Origin of the sequence: Psychrobacter proteolyticus (genome assembly GCF_038155145.1) — a bacterium.
GTDB lineage: Bacteria > Pseudomonadota > Gammaproteobacteria > Pseudomonadales > Moraxellaceae > Psychrobacter > Psychrobacter proteolyticus_B.
Genome location: NZ_JBAKAY010000007.1, coordinates 105,545 through 125,762, shown reverse-complemented (window position 1 = coordinate 125,762; position 20,218 = coordinate 105,545). Strand labels below are relative to the sequence as shown.

The 20,218-nt window shown below is 43.8% G+C and carries 17 protein-coding genes and 1 tRNA gene; 13 read left to right on the top strand and 5 right to left on the bottom strand.

The features are described from left to right. Nucleotides 1-341 precede the first annotated feature (341 nt). From rsmH to V6252_RS10395, 8 genes are all read left to right on the top strand, one after another. Nucleotides 342-1,376: a 16S rRNA (cytosine(1402)-N(4))-methyltransferase RsmH gene (gene rsmH / locus V6252_RS10430; RefSeq protein ID WP_425355878.1), complete on the top strand. Its 1,035-nt coding sequence runs from the start codon at nt 342-344 to the stop codon at nt 1,374-1,376. Nucleotides 1,377-1,803: 427 nt separating this feature from the next. Next, nucleotides 1,804-2,286, top strand: a complete 483-nt coding sequence (gene ftsL, locus V6252_RS10425) for a cell division protein FtsL (protein ID WP_201569283.1) — start codon at nt 1,804-1,806, stop codon at nt 2,284-2,286. Beyond that, nucleotides 2,283-4,373, top strand: coding sequence for a penicillin-binding protein 2 (locus V6252_RS10420; protein ID WP_341610357.1), 2,091 nt, complete (start codon nt 2,283-2,285; stop codon nt 4,371-4,373). Before ftsL ends, V6252_RS10420 begins: the two co-directional genes overlap by 4 nt. 66 nt (nt 4,374-4,439) lie before the next feature. Then, nucleotides 4,440-6,152 (top strand): UDP-N-acetylmuramoyl-L-alanyl-D-glutamate--2,6-diaminopimelate ligase, encoded by a 1,713-nt coding sequence (locus V6252_RS10415; RefSeq protein ID WP_341610355.1) that lies wholly within the window; start codon nt 4,440-4,442, stop codon nt 6,150-6,152. Between the two features lie 82 nt (nt 6,153-6,234). Further along, the gene (locus tag V6252_RS10410; RefSeq protein WP_341610354.1) at nt 6,235-7,680 is read left to right on the top strand and encodes a UDP-N-acetylmuramoyl-tripeptide--D-alanyl-D-alanine ligase; all 1,446 of its coding nucleotides are present in this window, start codon (nt 6,235-6,237) and stop codon (nt 7,678-7,680) included. Between the two features lie 3 nt (nt 7,681-7,683). Continuing rightward, on the top strand, nt 7,684-8,802 hold the full coding sequence (gene mraY / locus V6252_RS10405; protein WP_057762045.1) for a phospho-N-acetylmuramoyl-pentapeptide-transferase: 1,119 nt from the start codon (nt 7,684-7,686) through the stop codon (nt 8,800-8,802). A 139-nt stretch (nt 8,803-8,941) separates the two neighbouring features. Beyond that, nucleotides 8,942-9,889 carry a putative RNA methyltransferase gene (locus V6252_RS10400; protein WP_341610404.1) on the top strand — a complete coding sequence of 316 codons (948 nt, stop codon included), beginning with the start codon at nt 8,942-8,944 and terminating at the stop codon, nt 9,887-9,889. Nucleotides 9,890-10,268: 379 nt separating this feature from the next. Further along, a complete protein-coding gene (locus tag V6252_RS10395; protein WP_341610353.1) occupies nt 10,269-10,580 on the top strand; it encodes a hypothetical protein in 312 nt (103 codons plus the stop codon). A gap of 95 nt (nt 10,581-10,675) precedes the next feature. Here V6252_RS10395 and V6252_RS10390 read toward each other — a convergent pair whose 3' ends face one another. Further along, nucleotides 10,676-11,395: a hypothetical protein gene (locus V6252_RS10390; protein WP_341610352.1), complete on the bottom strand. Its 720-nt coding sequence runs from the start codon at nt 11,393-11,395 to the stop codon at nt 10,676-10,678. Between the two features lie 571 nt (nt 11,396-11,966). Between V6252_RS10390 and V6252_RS10385 the strand changes: the two genes are divergently transcribed. Both V6252_RS10385 and V6252_RS10380 read left to right on the top strand, forming a co-directional pair. After that, complete coding sequence (locus V6252_RS10385) at nt 11,967-13,130, top strand: M20 aminoacylase family protein (protein WP_341610351.1); 1,164 nt, start codon at nt 11,967-11,969, stop codon at nt 13,128-13,130. Nucleotides 13,131-13,208: 78 nt separating this feature from the next. Beyond that, complete coding sequence (locus V6252_RS10380; protein ID WP_341610350.1) at nt 13,209-14,525, top strand: DUF3100 domain-containing protein; 1,317 nt, start codon at nt 13,209-13,211, stop codon at nt 14,523-14,525. Between the two features lie 348 nt (nt 14,526-14,873). On the opposite strand, the gene V6252_RS10375 is transcribed toward V6252_RS10380, so the two are convergent. Next, nucleotides 14,874-14,964 (bottom strand) — tRNA-Ser (locus V6252_RS10375). A gap of 174 nt (nt 14,965-15,138) precedes the next feature. Between V6252_RS10375 and V6252_RS10370 the strand changes: the two genes are divergently transcribed. The 3 genes from V6252_RS10370 (at nt 15,139) to V6252_RS10360 (ending at nt 16,967) form a co-directional block, all read left to right on the top strand. After that, nucleotides 15,139-15,987, top strand: coding sequence for a DNA/RNA non-specific endonuclease (locus tag V6252_RS10370; protein WP_341610348.1), 849 nt, complete (start codon nt 15,139-15,141; stop codon nt 15,985-15,987). A 71-nt stretch (nt 15,988-16,058) separates the two neighbouring features. Next, a complete protein-coding gene (locus V6252_RS10365) occupies nt 16,059-16,322 on the top strand; it encodes a hypothetical protein (RefSeq protein WP_341610347.1) in 264 nt (87 codons plus the stop codon). Nucleotides 16,323-16,583: 261 nt separating this feature from the next. Further along, the gene (locus V6252_RS10360) at nt 16,584-16,967 is read left to right on the top strand and encodes a DUF2147 domain-containing protein (protein WP_191114376.1); all 384 of its coding nucleotides are present in this window, start codon (nt 16,584-16,586) and stop codon (nt 16,965-16,967) included. 192 nt (nt 16,968-17,159) lie between these two features. Here V6252_RS10360 and V6252_RS10355 read toward each other — a convergent pair whose 3' ends face one another. The 3 genes from V6252_RS10355 to V6252_RS10345 all read right to left on the bottom strand — a co-directional run bounded on the left by V6252_RS10355 (nt 17,160) and on the right by V6252_RS10345 (nt 20,202). Further along, a complete protein-coding gene (locus V6252_RS10355) occupies nt 17,160-18,422 on the bottom strand; it encodes an ammonium transporter (RefSeq protein ID WP_057762031.1) in 1,263 nt (420 codons plus the stop codon). A 107-nt stretch (nt 18,423-18,529) separates the two neighbouring features. Further along, a complete protein-coding gene (locus tag V6252_RS10350) occupies nt 18,530-18,868 on the bottom strand; it encodes a P-II family nitrogen regulator (RefSeq protein ID WP_010197981.1) in 339 nt (112 codons plus the stop codon). 479 nt (nt 18,869-19,347) lie between these two features. Beyond that, nucleotides 19,348-20,202, bottom strand: a complete 855-nt coding sequence (locus V6252_RS10345; RefSeq protein ID WP_102092102.1) for a universal stress protein — start codon at nt 20,200-20,202, stop codon at nt 19,348-19,350. Between the last annotated feature and the right edge of the window lie 16 nt (nt 20,203-20,218).

Sequence of the window (20,218 nt, the reverse complement as noted above, 5' to 3'; positions counted from 1 at the left end):
ATATAAGCTATCAGTATAAATAGCGATGAAAGATATGAAGTCGATGTTAAGAAATAGCGTAAAATATAGCGCTAGTATAACAGAGACATGTGATATTTTTAATGAAAAGCCCTTCTAGTGCTTGACTACAGGTGTATCCTTGCGATAATAATGCTAAGCAAGTCATAACTTGTTTATTTTCATCTAATTACTGGCCAGTATGGTCGTCATCTATTGAGTTGTTTGTGTCCCTATCAAAGTCTAAGCCAAAATCGAAAGCCAGTCCTTCTGCCGCCGCTGATCTCTCTGAGTCAGTGTCTAATCCTTCTGCTGTAAAGGATGCGTCTACGCAAGATGTCGATCTGGATGTTACTCACGCCCGTCATGAGGGCGATATCACGTCTGATGAATTGAGTTTTGTCCATGATGCGGTGTTACTGCAAGAGACTGTCGCAGCAGTACTGGGTGTAAAATCCTTGCCTAAGCAAAAAGCAGGCGACCAACATAGCTTAAATATAAGTGGTATCTATGTTGATGCGACTTTTGGCCGTGGCGGCCATAGCCGACTGCTATTAAGTCAACTCGCCGATGACGCAACACTGGTTGTCTTTGACAAAGATCCGACAGCCATTAGCGTGGCGCAAGAGCTGGCAAGCAAAGACAGCCGTGTGCGTGTGGTTCATGATAGTTTTGCAACGTTGACCGACAGTCTGGCTGCTATGGGCATCAATGAAGTTGATGGATTAATGGCAGATTTGGGCATTTCATCACCGCAGATTGATGATGGTAGTCGCGGCTTTAGCTTTATGCGCGACGGGGCAGTAGACATGCGTATGGACACCAGTCGTGGCCAATCAGTTGCGGAATGGCTTGAAAAAGTCGATGATGAAACGTTGGCCAATGTGCTTTATGAGTTTGGCGAAGAGCGTCATAGCCGCCGTATTGCCCGCGCTATCAAACAGATGGAAAGCTACGAGTCTACGCTTGAGTTGGCAGAAGTGATCAAAGTGGCGCATCCCAACTGGCAACGCGGTAAACATCCAGCCACACAAAGCTTTCAAGCCATGCGTATTTTTATTAATAATGAGCTGGGCGATGTTGACGACTTTTTAGCGCAAAGCATTCCTATTTTAAAATCAGGTGGGCAGCTTGCGGTCATTAGCTTTCATTCATTAGAAGATCGCCGTATCAAGCAGTTTTTGCAGCGCCATAGCAAAGGGCAGTATCCAGAAGACGAAAACCTGCCAATGCCGCCGAATCGTCCACGCTATTTTAGCAAACCAAAACGTGTTGGCCCAAGCAAAGCTGAGACGAGTCAGAACCCGCGCGCGCGTAGTGCATGGCTGCGTATGGCAACGCGTACTGACACAGCTTATGAGCAGACAACAAAATCATAGAACAACATGATGCTACAAGTCATAGTCGAATAAGATTGGTGAGTTGTCTAAGATTGCTAATGTTTGTCTAAATGATGCGCAAATGTCCTAATGGCTACGCCACTGTTAAAAATCTGTAAATATTGTCTGTTAGGCTCAGCAGTTAGTTTTTATCTGCTTAATAGTTGAATGGTTTTATATAGTACAGCCATTCAACGTGTTTGGTTTTGGTATGACATATTGATAGCCATGAGTTGTGATGACTTGTGGCTCCTGAATATATCAGCTATCGGATGTGATTTTTATATTCGTTTTTTTAGGTTTGGTTTTTACACTTATAAGTGTCTTTGGTTTTATATTTATCGATGGTATGACTGAATAATGACACGTTCATCTTTCGCAATCCGTTATCTACTCTATCGTTTACGTTCACCTTTTTGAGATCGTCATGGCAATATCTGACAAACCTGCGAATCGCCGCACTGCTACACCTTATAATACCGATGTCGGCGAGCTGTTCGTGCGCCGGTTTAATGTGGTGAGCATTTATGTGGTCGTGCTACTGCTATTGGCAGCCACGATTGTATGGAGTGGTATCAAAACTGCCGAAGAAGTTCAGCAATATCATCAGGACTACAAAACCTTGCAAGACATGAAAAAACAAGAACGTAAGCTGCAAGTAGAGCATCAGCGTCTATTGATTGAGCAGCAAACCTTTAGCGCCACACCGCAGATTGCCAGTCGAGCAGTTGCTGAATTGGGTATGTATTCGCCAACATTAAAGGATAAGCTGATTATCCAGCCTGGTGTCGCTACTGCATTGGTGCCAGTGGTTACGGAAGACTCAGATGAAGATTTAACTGACGTGATTGGGCCACGTGCCTCTACTGACATCTCTCCTGAAGAACCAGCGACGGAGGCAGGACAATGAGTGAAGAAAAGCCTAAATCCACCGCAAAAAACACTAGCAAGAAACCAGCCAGCGGCAAGGTAACCAAACCTCTCCGCCGAGCCAGTGCGGCTAAGTCTGGTCAGACGAGTAGCAAGCCCGATAAAGCTGCAAGCAATCGTAAGGCCAAATTGTTTGGTCGCATCAAAAAAAGCGATACCCAAGGCGCTTATACCAGTGTAAAAAACCGCAAAAGTAAAATGGTTTTTTCGAGTAAAGCGTCAGGTGCTTCTGCTCTTGGTGGTTTCGAACAAGACAAAAACCGTTTCCGTATGGTTTGGGGTCTAGCGCTGGTTATATTAGCGCTACTGATTAGCCGCGCCTATTATATTCAGGTTGCTAATGCACAGTTTTATCAAGACAAAGGTAATGAGCTCATTACCAGTGAGCGCACCCAAAAATCTTATCGCGGTATGATTACCGATCGTAATAATCTACCGCTTGCGGTCAGTGCACCGCTCGCGACAGTTTCGTTTAGTCCGCATGATTATTCGCGTGAATACTATGAGCTAAAGCGCATTATCATCACCAACCCTAGCAGTCCACAATTACAGGCGCGTATGCAAAAGCGTTTAGATAATATGGATCTGACAAAGCTAGCCGCTGCTGCCAATATCTCGGTCGATGAACTAAAGAAAGTCACTGCTATTGATGACAGTATCGATGTGACCGATGAGAAAGCCGTAAAAGCTGCTTTGCCATCTGGCGCAGGATCGCACTATTTGCCACTGCTTAATAAGGTCACACCTGAGATTGCCCAAAGCGTCAGCTCACTTGATTTCCCTGGTGTCTACGAAAAGAATTTCTTTCAGCGTTATTATCCACAGCCACAGTCTAATGCACAGTTGCTAGGATTTATGGGTCAAAACGCCAAAGATCCCGAAGGCGGTTACGAAGGCCGTGCTGGTATTGAACGTCAGTATGAAAAAGATCTGGCGGGTGATGACGGTAAAGTACTGGTTCTAAAAGACGCCAAACAAAACAGTCTAAAAGAAATCAAACAAATCGAGCCAGAAGTACCCGGTAAAGATGTGGCTTTGACGATTGATTCGCGCTTACAGTATTTGCTGTATAAAGAGCTAGAAAAAGCTGGGCGTTTGCAAAAAGCACGTTGGTCAACGGGTATGATCGTTGATGTGCAAACTGGTGAAGTGCTGGCACTATCAACATGGCCATCGTTTAACTCGAACAACCTTAACGAGATGACGGGTGAAAACCAGCGTAACCGCGCACTGTTAGATGTGTTTGAGCCGGGTTCGGTGATGAAACCGTTTACCGTGGCAGCAGCGCTAGACTCGGGTAAATATACGCCAACCACTTTAATTGATACCAATCCCGGTTCGATTCGCGTACGTGGCTATACCATTCGAGATCATAACAACTTGGGCATGATTAACATGGCAACGCTACTACAGAAATCTAGTAATGTTGCCTCTACCAAGATTGCGCTATCACTGCCAGCCGATGCTATTAGTAATATGCAACGACAGTTTGGCTTTGGCTCAAAGACACCTTTGCAGTTCCCAGGTGAGGGTAGTGGTTTGATCGTTACGCCAAAAGAGAAAGAAACCTCGCGCCGTGCGACGGTCAGTTATGGTTATGGTCTACAAGTGACACTGGCACAGGTTGCACAGGCGTACTCAGCCCTAGCAGCAGGTGGGGTCATGCATCCATTAACTTTAATCAAAGATGACAAGTCGCAGCCAAGCAAACGCATTATGGCGCATGAGCAAGCAATGTCTATCGTACAGATGCTTGAGAGCGTGACTGAGCCTGGTGGTACGGCGAAAGCTGCTGCCATCGATGGATATCGGGTGGCAGGTAAGACAGGTACGTCACGCCGTATCAATCCAGATGGTGGTTATTATACCGACCAGTATCGTAACGTCTTTGCTGGCATGGCACCTGCATCCAATCCAAAGCTGGTAGGCGTGATGCTTATCGAAGACCCACGTGGTCAGATTTATGCTGGTCTAACGGTCGCACCTGTCTTCCATAATGTGATGAAAGAAGCATTGCGATTGTATAATGTGCCTCTGGATAAGCCACTAAAAACGGAAGCGCAGTAAGCGTTCGATTATTTTAAATGTCCAGCTCTACTGAGCTGACACGTTTTAACTGTTTAGGATTTATCTATGACTATATCATCGCTAGATAGCGCTACTGTGACTTTACAACAGCTTATAGATGCCAATAAAAGCCAGCAGCAAAAACTGTCTGAGCAGCTTACAGCGATGATAGCAACATCGATTCAGGAAGCATCCAATCAGGTAGAATCAGATCAAGCCCAATCTATTGTCCATATTCCATTTCAACAGTTTCGCTTGGACAATCGCCAATTGGATGCGAATGACGTATTTGTCCTTTTAAAAAGTCAAACAGCCAACCCTCAAAAAAGTCGCGACTATTTACTGCAAGCCGCTGAGCAAGCCGCGTTTATTCTCTCAGAGATTGACCCTAGTATTTTGCTTAGCGAAGCAACAAATCCCTCAAATACCAGTAGTGAACCTAAGACAGATAGTATCGCTAGTATGCAGCAACTAGCAGCATTGCCATGTCCTGTCTTATACGTCCCTAACATTCGCGACTTTTTGGGTAGCTTAATTCAAGCGCGCCTGCAATATCAGCAGCCAGTGACTCTACCGACCGTGGTTGCGGTGACTGGTACGAATGGTAAAACAACCATCAGCCAGTTAGTAGCACAGCTTATTCAGATGATGGGTCAGAGTAGCGCGGTGATGGGTACGGCAGGTAATGGTAGACTTGGTGCGCTGGTGCAAGCCAGTCATACCACGGGTGATGCTTTAGCTGTCCAGCAGTTCTTATATCAAATGGGAACAGAGCAGGCAGAAATATTGGCATTAGAGGCCAGCTCTCATGGGTTGGATCAGCAACGTCTACAAGGTATGCCAGTGTCTGTGGCGATTTATACCAATCTGAGCCGTGACCATTTAGACTATCATGCTGATATGGCAGAATATGCAGCGGCAAAAGCTAAGCTATTTGATAAAGCACATTTTCCTGATTTGACGCATGCCATTATCAATATCGATGATGAGCACGCTCAGGTTATGTTAGATATGGCAAACGCCAGCGGTTTGACGGTATGGACATACAGTTTGAATTCATCAAAAGCTGCTACTTTTGTTGCCGCTGATATCACACCCAGTCTGCAAGGCGTCAAAATAAATCTGCGTACTAATTTTGGCGATGACAAAGCTGACAACATAGAGATTATCAGTCCATTATTAGGTCGCTTCAATGTTGCCAATTTGCTCGCAGCGATAGCAGCTGTCGTAGCACTCGATACTGACTTGGCTATGAATATCGAGCGTATTGCGCCAGCTGTTGCACAGTTGCAAGGTGCAGTTGGGCGTATGCAGCGTGTATCATCAAATGATGGCTGCTTTATCGTTGATTATGCGCATACTCCAGATGCGCTAAGCCAAGTGCTGGCAAGTTTAAAAACTCACTGTAAAGGTCAGCTTTGGGCAGTATTTGGATGCGGCGGAGATCGCGATGCAGGCAAGCGACCGTTGATGGCGCAAGCAGGTCTGGCAGGTGCTGATCAAGTTATTTTGACCGCGGATAATCCACGTACCGAGGACCCGAATGTAATTTTGCAAGATATGCAGGCTGGTATGACAGCTGAGCAATATCAACGAACCCATATCGAGCCTGCCCGCCAAAAAGCCGTTGAATATGCAGTTAGTCACTCAGGTGTAGATGATATCGTGGTCATCGCAGGCAAAGGTCACGAAACCTATCAAGAGATTAATAACGTTCGCTATGATTTCGATGACAGTGTTGTTTTGCAGCAGGCATTGAATCAAGCTGGCCGCGTGTAATTGATTGGCTTTCGATACATGTATTAGTAAAAATTGATCATTAAATATAAAAATTAAGTAGTCATCATATAAGGTAATCATTATGACAGCCGACACCGATAATACTGCCCAGTCGCAAGGGCTCTATGTCTGGCAAATGGACAATCTGCTCGCAGCGACCGCGTCGCTCGATGGGCAGTGGCAAATACCACAAGGCCATGCAGAGCAGACTGCCTTGTCCAGTAAACGTATAGCCACCGATACCCGTACGATAAAGCCAGGCGATATATTTTTGGCGCTAAGCGGCGATAATTTTGATGGTCACGATTATATCGAGACAGCAATATCAAAAGGCGCTGTTGCTGCTATCGTCTCGCGTTCTATCTCGTTGTCCGGCCCAAATGCTATTCCGCAATTGGTGGTCAGCGATACCCGTTTGGCGCTAGGTCAATTGGCAGCGTATCGTCGTCAGCAACATACAGATTTAACCGTGATTGCTATTACGGGTTCTAGCGGCAAGACCACTTGCAAAGAAATGCTTGGTAGTATCTTTGGTAGATTGGCGCCAACACTAATTACCCGTGGCAACCTAAATAATGACTTGGGTGTACCGATGATGTTGCTTGAGCTGTCGGATCATCATCGTTATGCTATCTTAGAGTTGGGCGCCAACCATATCGGTGAGATTGCCTATACGACTGAGATTGTTCAGCCTGATGTGGCCTGTATCTTAAACATCGGTACAGCGCATTTGGGTGAATTTGGTAGCCGTGAAGGTATTTGCCAAACCAAGGCAGAGATTTACCATACGTTGACGGACGCACAGTTTGCAATTGTTCCTGATAAGGATGATTTTACCAATCAGCTACGTCGTATCGCTGAAAAGCACACCTCACATGTGATTGGCTTTGGTAATACGGACGTAAGCGCAAGCCATCTAGACGTAGAGCCTGAGCGTAGCGAATTTAAGCTACATATCGGTAACCAAGTCCATGATATCAACTTGCCATTGGCAGGTGAGCACAATGTCAATAATGCCTTGGCTGCTGCTGCCTGTGCGTATGCGCTAAATATTGAAGTGAGTGACATCGTCATTGGGCTAGAAAATGCGCGTCCTGCTAAAGGTCGTTTAAATAGCCAGATACTTGGTATGCATCGTCTCATTGATGATACTTATAATGCCAACCCTCATTCGGTACGTGCCGCCGCCAAGGTATTGGCCGCGCAAACAGGTACGCAAGTGATGGTATTGGGCGATATTGGTGAGTTAGGAGAAGCGGCCATTAGTGAGCATCAAAGCTTGGGCCGTACTATTGCGACCACAGGTATTAACGTGCTGCTTTGTGTTGGCGAATATGCCCCTTATACCGTTGCGGGTGCGCAAGAAGTGTCTGATATCAGTGCTCATGCCTTTGCCGACAAAGATAGTTTATTACAGTATTTACAGCCATATTTGCAAGCGCAACAAGCTAAGCCTTGTACTGTGTTGTTCAAAGGCTCTCGTTCCATGGGAATGGAAACACTTATTCATGCGCTAGTAGAGGAGTAGGCGGTGTTAGTTTGGTTGTTCGGCTGGCTTGGCCAGTATTATACGCCGTTTTCTGCGGTTTCTTCGTTGACGCTGCGAGCATTGCTTGCCGTTGTTACCGCCCTTATGTTTAGCATGATGTTTGGTGGCCGTGTCATTCGGCACCTGCGATCGCTCAAATATGGTCAGGCCATTCGTAATGATGGGCCTCAATCGCATTTAGCCAAGACGGGTACGCCAACTATGGGCGGGGTATTGATTCTCAGTGCGATTGGTATATCGACGCTACTATGGGCACGATTAAACAATCCTTATGTTTGGATTTTGCTCGTGGTTATGGTTATCTTCGGTGCCGTAGGTTGGGCTGATGATTGGCTAAAAATTAAGTATAAAGATCCAAAAGGCTTAATCGCTCGCAAAAAGTATTTTTGGTTATCTATGGGCGCACTGTTTGTCGGTGTGTCTTTGTATTATATCGCCACGCTACAACCCGATATCAATACCACGCGCGAGATGCAGGATTTGCTATTGCCAGTATTCAAAGACTGGATGATTCCATTTTCAGCGGTGCCATTTGGTATTGGCTTTATCATCTTTACCTATTTTGTGATTAATGGTGCTTCTAACGCAGTCAACCTAACCGACGGTTTGGATGGTTTGGCGATTTTGCCAGTCGTTCTCGTCGCTGCAGGTTTGGGCGCGATGGCCTATGTATCAGGCGATGTACGCTTTGCTGATTACTTGCATGTGCCTTATATTCCTTATAACTCCGAAGTCATCATCGTCTGTGGCTCAATGGTCGGAGCAGGCCTTGGTTTCTTATGGTTCAACGCGCATCCAGCACAAGTATTTATGGGTGATGTTGGCGCGCTAGCACTGGGCGCGATGCTAGGTACTATTGCCGTGATGACCCGTCAAGAGATTGCCTTTGCGATTATGGGTGGTTTGTTTGTCGCAGAAGCGCTATCGGTGATGTTGCAAGTTGGCTCGTACAAATTGCGCAAAAAACGCGTCTTCCGTATGGCACCGCTGCATCATCACTTTGAGGAAATTGGCTGGAAAGAAACACAAGTGGTGGCGAGATTTTGGATTATTGCCATTATCCTTGTCATCCTTGGGCTAATGACGCTAAAACTACGTTAAGCTATAACAGCCGAATATCTATATAGATATCAATTTGCAAAACTCCAAAAAGCCGTTTCAATCACGATTGAGACGGCTTTTTATCGCTCAAGGCAGATGAATTTTGTTAAAATGCGAAGCATATTGCTATCACTTTGAGATGCCCGTGTCGTTATTTATTTGTCCACTTTGTCAGTCACCACTACAGCCTGCCGCAGATACTTGGCGCTGTGATGGTAGTTTGCACCCTAAGCAAACTTCACATCCCTTTGATGTGGCGCGTCAAGGTTATGTCAACTTACTGCCAGTACAACAGAAAAAGTCTAAAGCACCTGGGGATAGCCAAGAATCTATCGATGCGCGTAAGCGGTTTTTGAATCATGGTCACTATGCACCGCTCCAAAACTTAATTAGTCAAAAAATGACAGAGTTATTGTCTAACGATGAGCTAATAGATAGGCAAGATAGCAAGCCAGTCAATTGGCTTGATATTGGCTGCGGAGAAGGCTACTACACGCAGGCAATGACACAAATGGGATCGGGTGTTATAGACACGTTGATAGCCGCTGACATCAGTAAGCCTGCAGTGATTGAGCTAGCCAAAGTCAGTAAAATAGCAGGTCGTCTATGGTATCAGCCACGTAAAGAAGATACTGCCAAGACGACAGCGGTGTATCCATTAGTAACCAGTGCTGCACATCTACCGTTACGCCCGCACAGTATGACGGGTATTAGTAGTATCTTTAGCCCTATTTTGCCCGAGGCATTCGATAGTGTATTGATGGGTGGTGGCTATCTGATTATTGCCAAACCTGATGTCGGGCATTTGGCAACGATGCGTGATGCGTTATTTGATGATGTGCGTGAACATGATTCTGATAAATTCTTGCAAGAATTGGCACCATATTTTACGTTGGTTGAGACCTGCCGTGTCAGTACAGAGCTGACGTTATCCGCAGAGGATTTGGCTGATTTGATGACGATGACGCCTTATGCTTATCGTGCCCGCAGCGAAAAAAGACAAGCGCTACTGGCCACCGTAGAAACAGCAGCATTTAGCACAGAGGCAAAGTTTGTGGTTTATATTTTGCAGAAAACGTCTGTTTAGCACATTTAGAGCATAGCAGTATGAAGTATTGCTATGCTCGTGTTAAACATTAGCCAGCAACTTCACCGTGTCCGTATTTGCATTCTTCAACAATCAGCTAGTCATTCGCGTTTTTATAAATATTCTGTCTACGATGCTTACCGATGAATCGTAAATACACTGTCATTTAACCAAACATTACGCCAACACCTAACATGCCTTTGATCACGCATGCCCTCGTAACAATCGCAACCTTTCTTCAAGTTTCATAAATCTACTTAATACTAGAATCATTTATCATTCTCTTTGTCAATAGAGTAAAGCTTTATCAGGATAGTTCATTTAACACTAAGTGAATTATCTATAACTACTCTAAATATGAGTTCAAAGGAATAAAATGATGAAAAAGATACTAGTTAGTTCGATTTTAGCCGCTACTGCTTGTTTGTCGATGGTAGGTCAAGCAAATGCTGCACCTAATTTTGATAAAAATCATTCAGCTCAAGTACAGCAACAAAAACACAGCAACAATAAAGCGAGTAATAACTATAAGCATGCCAAAGTTAAGGCAGCAAAGTCACATCACAAAGCGAACGTAGTGGCTGCTAAGCACAAAGCAATAGCCAAAAATGTTCATGCTAAAAATAGTCATAATAAAAACAATCATAATAAAAACAGCCACGACAGAAACAACCATGACCGTCGCTCGTAAAAATACAATCCTAGCATCCAAAAATAGCGCCTTAATGAGGCGCTATTTTTTTTGTTTTTATATGACACTATTGATCGTTACTAGTTAGGTGAACACTACTGACTGATAAACGTCATTGATTTGGACACGCCATTTTTACTAGGCTGAGTGAGTGTGACTTTACTACTCAAAACATCGCCTTTGGCATTGATTTTATAGCATTCTGAAGACGTACCTGCAGCATCAGAAGTCAAAAGTAGATTGCCTGAGGTTTCTATACAGAGCCACGCTGTACTATTTGTATCTTGTGTGAGCGACCAGTCCTGCTTATAAGTGGCGGTTTTCTGACGCATACTGCTGTCAGCATATACGTTTTCAGTGATAAGCTGACTTGAGTCGCCTACAGTAGCCATTTTAGGGATACTTGTCGTTTGGTTAGCGATTGAATACTCACCCGTACTATCCGTAAAACCATGGAACACCAACGGATTTAGCGTAAAGTAATTGATAGCGACTGACTGATCCGTAATCTGCTGATTCACTGTGTTGATTGTGCTGACTTCTGCGCCTTGTACCGTTTTATTATTAAAGCGCATGCTGCCTTTAGGAGTGATTTGAATATCTGCCGCTACACTCTGTCCGCCGACAGTAGCGACCAATTTTTCACTACGTTGTTTGGTATAGATATTGAGTAGGGCCGTCTCAACTGGGTATTGAGTGACGACGTTATCAGAGCTGTTATTTTGATTGGTATTACCTGTTGCCATGCCACCCATACCAGTAGCGCAAGCACTCAATCCGAGTCCTGCTACGATACACATTCCTAGTGTTTTCATCGTTGTATCCTTTAGGTTATTTAAATAAATATTACTAATATCTACTATAATCCAATTTTTGGACAATGGCATCTGCCGAGTATCAGTGACTCTACTGTTATTACATTTTTGTACGGTATAGCAATGATGGTAAATATAGATATAAAGCTAGATTGAGCGCCACAGAAAAACTCAAAGCCTTCTCATATAAGGGTCTAGGAATAAAATCAAGCTGATAACAAAACGAATCGTAATAGAGTATCTACTCATTTGACGGTAGTTTTATATGGCCAAACACGACTGAAAAGATGCTTATAATCTGCACGACTGTAAAAAGTCTATTCAAAAAGAGATAAAGACGAAGCTTGCTAATACGACTCGGCTTTATTCGTATGCGTGAAAATAGGTTACAATAGCTGTTCAAGAAAACATATCTCTAGTACATCATAAATAAGCCACTTTAAGTGGCTTATTTATTGGTAAAAATAAAAGAGTGCAAAAATATTAGATGGTTTTTCGCTGTCCAAAAGTTGATAGCGCGTATCAATGCCAACGTCGGTATATCAATACATACTCTCAAAGGGAAAAATAAATGTCAGTTAATGAAGCATTATTAGATGAAGTCAAACAATGGCGCAAACAGATTCATAGCCAGCCTGAGCTCGGATTCAAAGAATTTAAGACCTCTTCATTTATCGTAGATAAATTACAATCTTTTGGTATTGAAGTTCATCAAGGCTTGGGTGGCACTGGTGTGGTGGGCACTTTAAAGAACGGTGCAGGCCCTACTATCGGTATAAGAGCCGATATTGACGCGTTGCCAATCGCAGAACAAAACGACGTTGAGCATAAATCTACCCATGCAAACTGTATGCACGCCTGTGGTCACGATGGTCATACCTCTGTTCTGCTAGGAGCGGCAAAATACTTAAGCCAACATAAAGAGTTTAGTGGCACCATTCACTTTGTTTTTCAGCCGGCAGAAGAGGTGTTAGGCGGTGCAAAAGCCATGATTGATGATGGCTTATTTGATAAATTTCCGATGGACGCTGTATATGGTTTGCATAATTGGCCTGGGCTGCCAGTAGGAGAAATCGCTGTAAACAATGGGCCTATGATGGCCTCTTTTGATACTTTTGAGATTACATTGACGGGTAAAGGCACGCATGCCGCTATGCCGCACTTGGGCGCTGACCCTATCGCCGCAGGTGCTGCACTAATCACTAATATCCAATCTATTATCTCTCGCCGCGTCTCGCCATTGCAGTCTGGCGTTATCAGCGTGACGCAAATGAACAGCGGCGATACCACCAACGTGATTCCAGATGTCGCCATCTTAAAAGGTACGGTTCGTAGTTTTAATATGGATGTACGCCAATCTATGCAAGAGATGCTCACAGAAATGGTCGCCACTCTGCCGCTTTTATATGGTGTCAAAGGCGAGATGGATTACCACATTCGTTATCCAGTAACCACCAACGACAGTCAGGCTTACCTTGAGATTAAAGAAGCGGCTACTAAGGCGTTGGGCGCTGATAAAGTCAATACCGATGTAGAACCTTCTATGGCTTCTGAAGACTTCTCATTTATGAGTCAGGTAGTTAAAGGCGCCTATTTTTGGTTGGGCGTTGATGGCAGCATACCTTCTAAGCCGCTGCACAATGCTTCTTATGACTTCAATGATGATGCTATCGAGACAGGTATCAAAGTATGGGTTTCTTTGGTTGAGTCAGAGTTACCGAAGAGCGCTGAATAAAATTTTATTATCGACAGATAAAACTCAACAGACCAAGTTCAATCAATAGAGTCATCATCATACTCAAAGGGAATTCATATGAACAACAATAGCGTGCTGTCACCTACCATGACAAAGCACCTGCTTGATTGGAAACTGCATTTATTAGTGATTGCTGTGTCGTTATTAGCAGAATGGATAGGCATTATCAAAATTCCTATTGGTATTGGCATTTTGGTGTTACTGCCATTACTTTATGCTTTTATCTTTGCGATTTTATTAAACCCTAATGTCGTGCCTTCGATGAAAGCGGTTATAACCAAACAACGAGCCAAGTTCGCCAGTTATGCCATTCTGTTAAGTATTATGCCTTTCATTGCCAAATTCGGTGTTGGTGTTGGTCCCAATATCGAAGAAATCATCGCTGCTGGTCCAGCACTACTGTTGCAAGAATTAGGGAATGTAGCGACCGTTTTGATTGCGCTACCCGTTGCAGTGCTTGTCTTTGGTATGGGCCGAGAAGCCATCGGTGCCACGCACTCTGTTGCTCGTGAACCCAACGTTGCTTTGATTGCTGATAAATATGGTTTACAAAGCCCAGAAGGCATCGGTGTCATGGGCGTCTATGTCATGGGTACTTTGTTTGGTGCGATTTACTTCTCACTAATGGCAGGTATCATTGCTTCGATGGACATCATGGATGTACGCGCACTTGCTATGGCATGCGGTATTGGTAGCGGTAGTATGATGGGCGCTTGTTCAGCAGCATTGGCAGAGACGGTGCCTGCCCAAGCAGAAACCATTACTGCATTTGCCGCCACTTCTAACCTGCTAACGTATGCCACTGGCTTATTTGTTAGTTTATTCGTGGCGCTGCCTTTTACAGAGTTCTTGTATAAAGTAGTCAGTAAATTTAAAAAGAACCAGCAGACAGTCACTACGACAGAAACCAATCTTAATGCAGTCATGGAAGAGCCTGCCAGTCTGTCAATCATGCAGTCTTTTATTTTATTGGCTGTGATTTGCGTAGTCTTGCTACTAAGCAATTGGGTAGGGCAAGATGTAAATCCATTAGCAGCATTACCTGCCATGCTCATTTTATTTGCATGTTGCGTGATCGGCATGCTGTTAAAGCGATTTATCCCAGTCAATGTACCAGCGATTGCTTGGATATCTATTGTAGCTATTTTAATCTCTCTACCACAGTTTCCACTTAATGCTTATGTTTTGGAAGAAACCGCCAAACTGGGCGTTCTGCAATTATTAACACCAGTACTTGCTTACGCTGGTTTTGCCATCTCGCAAATGGAAGTCGATTTGTTTAAGAAGTCTGGCTTTAAAATTGCCATCGTTGCGGTATTAACCTTTACAGGTACGTTTATCGGATCAGCGATGATTGCACAAGCCATGCTCTAAAAATTAGATTGGTATTTGAAGATAGTAGAAAACCCCAGTTGATCAACTGGGGTTTTTGTTATTTGATCCTACAGCAGGGGACATAGTTATCTTGTGTTATAACCTTTTATGAGTCACTTTCAGTCCATGATACGAGTTTTTGAGCTTGGCCAATAAACGTGGTATTCGATTGGATATATATTTATTAGATTCATACAACACACGGAATTAAGGCTCAAAAGGAATGTTTCAGACAGCAGTATAGGATAAGTATAGACTGAAAGTCTTACTATTAAAAAGTATAAAAAATATCTAAAGAAGGGTAGAACAAGATAGAAAAACAAAGGCTTTGCTTACGCAGAATAAGATTGGCGGTGAAGGAGGGATTCGAACCCTCGATACGCTATGAACGTATACACACTTTCCAGGCGTGCGGTTTCAGCCACTCACCCACTTCACCGTTTTTTGAACGCCTAAGTATAGCGGATACCATTTAGAATGTCACGACTTGCGCGCTATCTTTCTTTATTGGTAAGCGCCTGCTAGGATAGCAAGTATGTAACGGCAAGTATAAATGGTTGAGAGTTGAATGATAAGTTTTAGTAGGCTTAAGTACGGATGTAAGAATAGTGCGATGATGGCAGCATTGCTTGTCACGATGGGTATTACCCAAACACACGCTGATGATTTGACCCAGTGTAGCCAGTCTTTTTATGGTGGTGTTTATCCTGAATTTACCAATATCAAGCTAAAAAAAGACACACAAGCATTATGCATGGATGGCTTTGCGGTTATGTATTCAGGGGTATCGCGTACACCGCTTTGGTCAGCAGAGCATCTCGATCGTACACGGCTACAACAAGCTAAGCAGATCGATCGTGAAGATAGCTTCCACGAAGAGAGTAAACTACCAAAGTCAGCACGAGCCTCATTATCTGATTATTCAGGCTCTGGCTATGATCGAGGGCATTTGGCACCCAATGCCAATATGGCCAATCGCAGCCAGCAGTACGATAGTTTTAGTCTAGCCAATATCGCTCCGCAGTCACCACGTAACAATCGCTATATCTGGCGTAATATCGAATCTGCCACTCGGTATTTAACGCAGCAATACGGTGAGGTGTATACCATCACAGGTGTGGCATTTACTGATAAAAAAACCAAGCAGCTCGCTAATCGTGTCCTTGTGCCTAGCCATTTCTTTAAAGCGGTATATATCCCAGCAACCAATCAAGCAGGCGTGTATTACGCACCAAATGATGAGTCAGAACGCATCGATGTTATTAGTATCGATGAGCTGACCACTAAGATTGGCATCGATGTATTACCCATGCTTGATAGTCAGTCCAAATCTCAAGCGTTTGACTTACCATTGAAGGCAGGTGAGAGCTCAGATACCCCTGAGGCACCAGTAGAAGAGCCTGAGTGGATGCTGTTTGTCTGGGCTATTTTAGAGTGGTTAATTGCACAATTGCAGGCTTAAGCTGAAAGTAAGCCTCTAAAATAGCCACATTTCGAAAAAAATAAAATGTTACTGATAATAAGGATAATCGAATGATTGAGCCATTCGCCAACGACCATCAAAGCATGCAGATTGGTGATCTTGTCATTGAAAATCAAAAAGACAAGGTTATTATATATGGTGATATTGATCTCACTTTTGATGAGTTAGGATACGCGCAAGCCCAACAGCTGCATGAGCTGTCGGGGAAAATCGTACAAGCGTTTACAGATAAAAATCTATATAGTAAGAACGATGCTAAGTCAAAGGAAAATGATGACCAATTAGATAAGGATATCGACAATCCTTTCCTATAAGTCTTTGATATGGTTTTATTTTTATAGAAATAATAAACTGTAAAAAAATTACTAGGCAAAACCTAAAAATTGCTTATAATGAGTTAAGACATCGCTTGTGTCGCTCGAATCTTTAACCAAAAGCTTATAAGTTGTCATGGTAACTATCATTTAAAAAGGTCGAAACCGTAAAGCTCGTAATGAAAGGTTCTAGCAAAGGATAAGCATAGGACAACAGAAACATAACGTTTCGAGTAATCATTGTATGAAGGGAGTCAATCTATGAAATTATTTACAAAGACCACTTTAGCAGTTGCTGGTATTGGTATTGCTAGCATGGCATTCGCCGCTGACCCATTAGCCAACACTACTTGGCAGACATATGATGATGGTGAACCAAAAGGTACGGTAAAAATCACTGAGTCAAATGGTGTTCTGACCGGTACTCTTATTGCTGCTAATACTGCGAAAGGCAAAAAGCACGTTGGTACGACCGTTATTAGAGGTCTAAAAGCTGACGGTGGTGGTAAATATAGTGGTGGTACGATTACTGATCCAGCAAAAGGTAAAGACTATCGTATGACTGCAAGCTTAAGCGGCAACACATTAAAGCTAAAAGGCTATATCGGGCCATTCTCTCGTAGCCAAGAGTGGAAAAAGAAATAAACTAAAAAACTAGTTTCAGCGTAATACATAAAACCCGCGTTACCGAAAGGTCTCGCGGGATTTTTTACGTTTTAGATTTAAGCTTATGGCTTCAACAGGGGGGAGCTTTAAACACTAAAATTATAAACGCCGATACTACAGTGGGTAGTATCAGCGTGTTTAACAGCAATCTTTAGCTTACTGGAAAGGAGCTTATCTTATAAATTCTGGGTAAGCTTCCATACCACATTCTGCAATATCAGCACCTTCATACTCGTCTTCTTCAGAGATACGTAGACCGATAACCAGCTTGATGATAGACCAAACCACTAGGCTGGCAATGAATACCCAAGCAAAGATGGTTGCAGCGCCCACAATCTGACCGATAAAGGTAGATGCTGGGTTAGTGATAGGTACGATTAGTAGACCGAATAGACCGACCACACCATGAACTGAGATTGCACCAACTGGATCATCAATCTTGATTTTGTCTAAGGCTAAGATTGATAACACTACAATGATACCGGCGATAACACCAAAGATAGTGGCTTGTAGTGCAGAAGGGGTTGAAGGCTCAGCAGTAATGGCTACTAGACCAGCTAGTGCACCGTTTAGGAGCATGGTTAGATCCGCTTTACCAAAGATGATGCGAGCTAAGATTAAGGCACCGACAGCACCGCCAGCAGCAGCAGCATTAGTGTTCAAGAATACCATTGCAACAGCATTAGCACTAGCGATGTCGCCTAATTTAAGCACTGAACCACCGTTAAAACCGAACCAACCCATCCACAAGATTAGTGTACCGAGTGCCGCCAATGGTAGATTGGCACCAGGAATAGCACGTATCTCGCCGTTAGGGCCATATTTACCTTTACGTGAACCTAATAGTAGTACACCTGCTAAAGCTGCTGCTGCACCTGCCATATGTACGATACCAGAGCCTGCAAAGTCAGAGAAGCCCATGTCGCCTAGGTTAAATAGACCAAAGACATCGTTGCCGCCCCATGTCCAGCTACCTTCTAGTGGGTAGATAACACCAGTCATGACCACAGCAAACAATAAGAATGACCATAGCTTCATGCGCTCAGCAACAGCACCTGATACGATTGACATACAGGTCGCTACAAAGACCACTTGGAAGAAAAAGTCTGATGCGGCAGAGTAGACAGAGTCGCCACCGAAGCCGTTTTCAGCAGAGGCTGCTAAGGCGTCTTCTACTAACGTATCACCGCCTGCAATTCCGCTTAAGAATAGGTCGCCACCATACATAATCGCATAGCCGCATACCATATACATGATGCTAGCCGTTGCAAATAGTGCGACGTTTTTGGTTAAGATTTCGACTGTATTTTTTGATCGGACCAGTCCGGCCTCTAACATAGTGAAGCCTGCTGCCATCCACATGACCAACGCACCACATATCAAAAAGTAAAACGTATCGAGCGCATATTGGAGCTCAAAGATTTGACTTTCCATTTAAATTCCCCCTTGAATTTATAATATAGATATCGGCATTACCGATAGATAAAAATGCTGTAAGAGTCTGTACCTATAAGTTTATGCCCGTAGGTAGGTCTTCAAATTTAGATAGCGTCAGGTCCCGTTTCACCCGTACGGATGCGGATAACTTGCTCAAGTGCAGTGACGAAAATCTTGCCATCACCAATCTTACCAGTGCTAGCGATACGAGTGATTGCCTCGATAGCAGGCTCAACCATCTCGTCGATCACAGCGACTTCGACTTTTACTTTAGGTAAAAAGTCCACCACGTATTCTGCGCCGCGATAGAGCTCTGTATGACCTTTTTGACGACCGAAACCTTTGACTTCAGTGACAGTGACACCTTTAACACCGATGTCGGAAAGCGCTTCACGCACGTCGTCGAGCTTAAACGGTTTTAAGATCGCAGTGATTAGCTTCATAAAAAATTCCTTATTTGTGTGATGCCGCAGATTGATAGAAGTACTATGGTGCATCATCATATCTCTGCCTTGCTTACTGTAAGTTATTCAAGAACCGTGCCAACCTACTCAAGGGGGGAGGTAGAATTGGCATTGTTCATTAAAAAGTAATGACAGTAGTAACATAGAATATGGGCTACGATGCAACGATTAGAGCCATCGCTACAAGCATAATAAAGGTGAATCAATCTTTAGCGTTTGGTTAATGAAAACTTTATTATAACCAACTTTTTGAGTGCTTGGGGAGGCTATCCCTGTATTTCATGTGACGATTTGCTAACTTGAGTTTGGTCGTTAGCTTGGCCTTTTCATGCAAGCGTATCAAAGATGAATGGCGGGAAGGTAGAGAGAAAATAGAGATAAGCGGCAGAGCCTAACATAGTAGTCAGACCCCTGCGCCTAGGTAGATAAAGGGTTTGGGCGTGTTTATATATATGTCGTTATGCTTTAGGAAATAGTAGATAAGGGGTTTTTGTACTGACCAATAGCTTCTTTGTGTCGCTACCTTGTAGTAATTCGCGTAGACGAGATTGGCCAAAAGCCCCTGTCATAAGCAAACCGATATCATGCTGATTTTGATAGTAGTTCAAAGCTGCCGCGACATCTCGGCAGTCAAGCAATGTCTTTTTGGATTTGATACCTGCCTGTTTGAGTTTGGCGTAGGCTTCACGCAACGCATCACAGTTATCAGAAGTTTCCTTGCCAACCATCACAATATGAACCGTTAGTGCACGCACCAGTGGCGTTTTACACAGCCAATTTAGTAGTTTATGGCACGTTGGACTGTTATCAAACGCAAATAAAGCGGTAGTAGGGGGCAAAAATGGTGCATGTGTCACCAAAATGGGGCAGTGACTGACTCGAATGAGTTGGCTCAATGTTGATTTGCAAGTGACATGATGCCCTATAACGATCAATTGTGCTTGGTCATCGACGTAATCAATGCTTTGGTTGAGGTTCTCATGACGATGTAGTGTATATGTCTTTAGCTTATGGCGTTGCTGTTCACAATACGAAGTTGCTTGAGACAATAGCAATCGCCCCTGTGCCTTTAGCTCACAGTTGCTTAGATGCTCTTTGGATGTGAACTGTTCGAGCAAAGCATTTTCGTCATCAATATTGAGGCAACCAGAGTAATTAATAGCGGCTTTTTGCTGCAAGCTTGGCATCGAGTGCAATAAGCCAACAGGCGCGCGCAGGCGAATAGAAGCCCACATACTGGCCTCTAGTACTGCTTGAACATGATCAGGACAGTCCAAGCAAGCAATCACACTATCTGGTTTTAAATTACTCATAAAACGACCACATCAT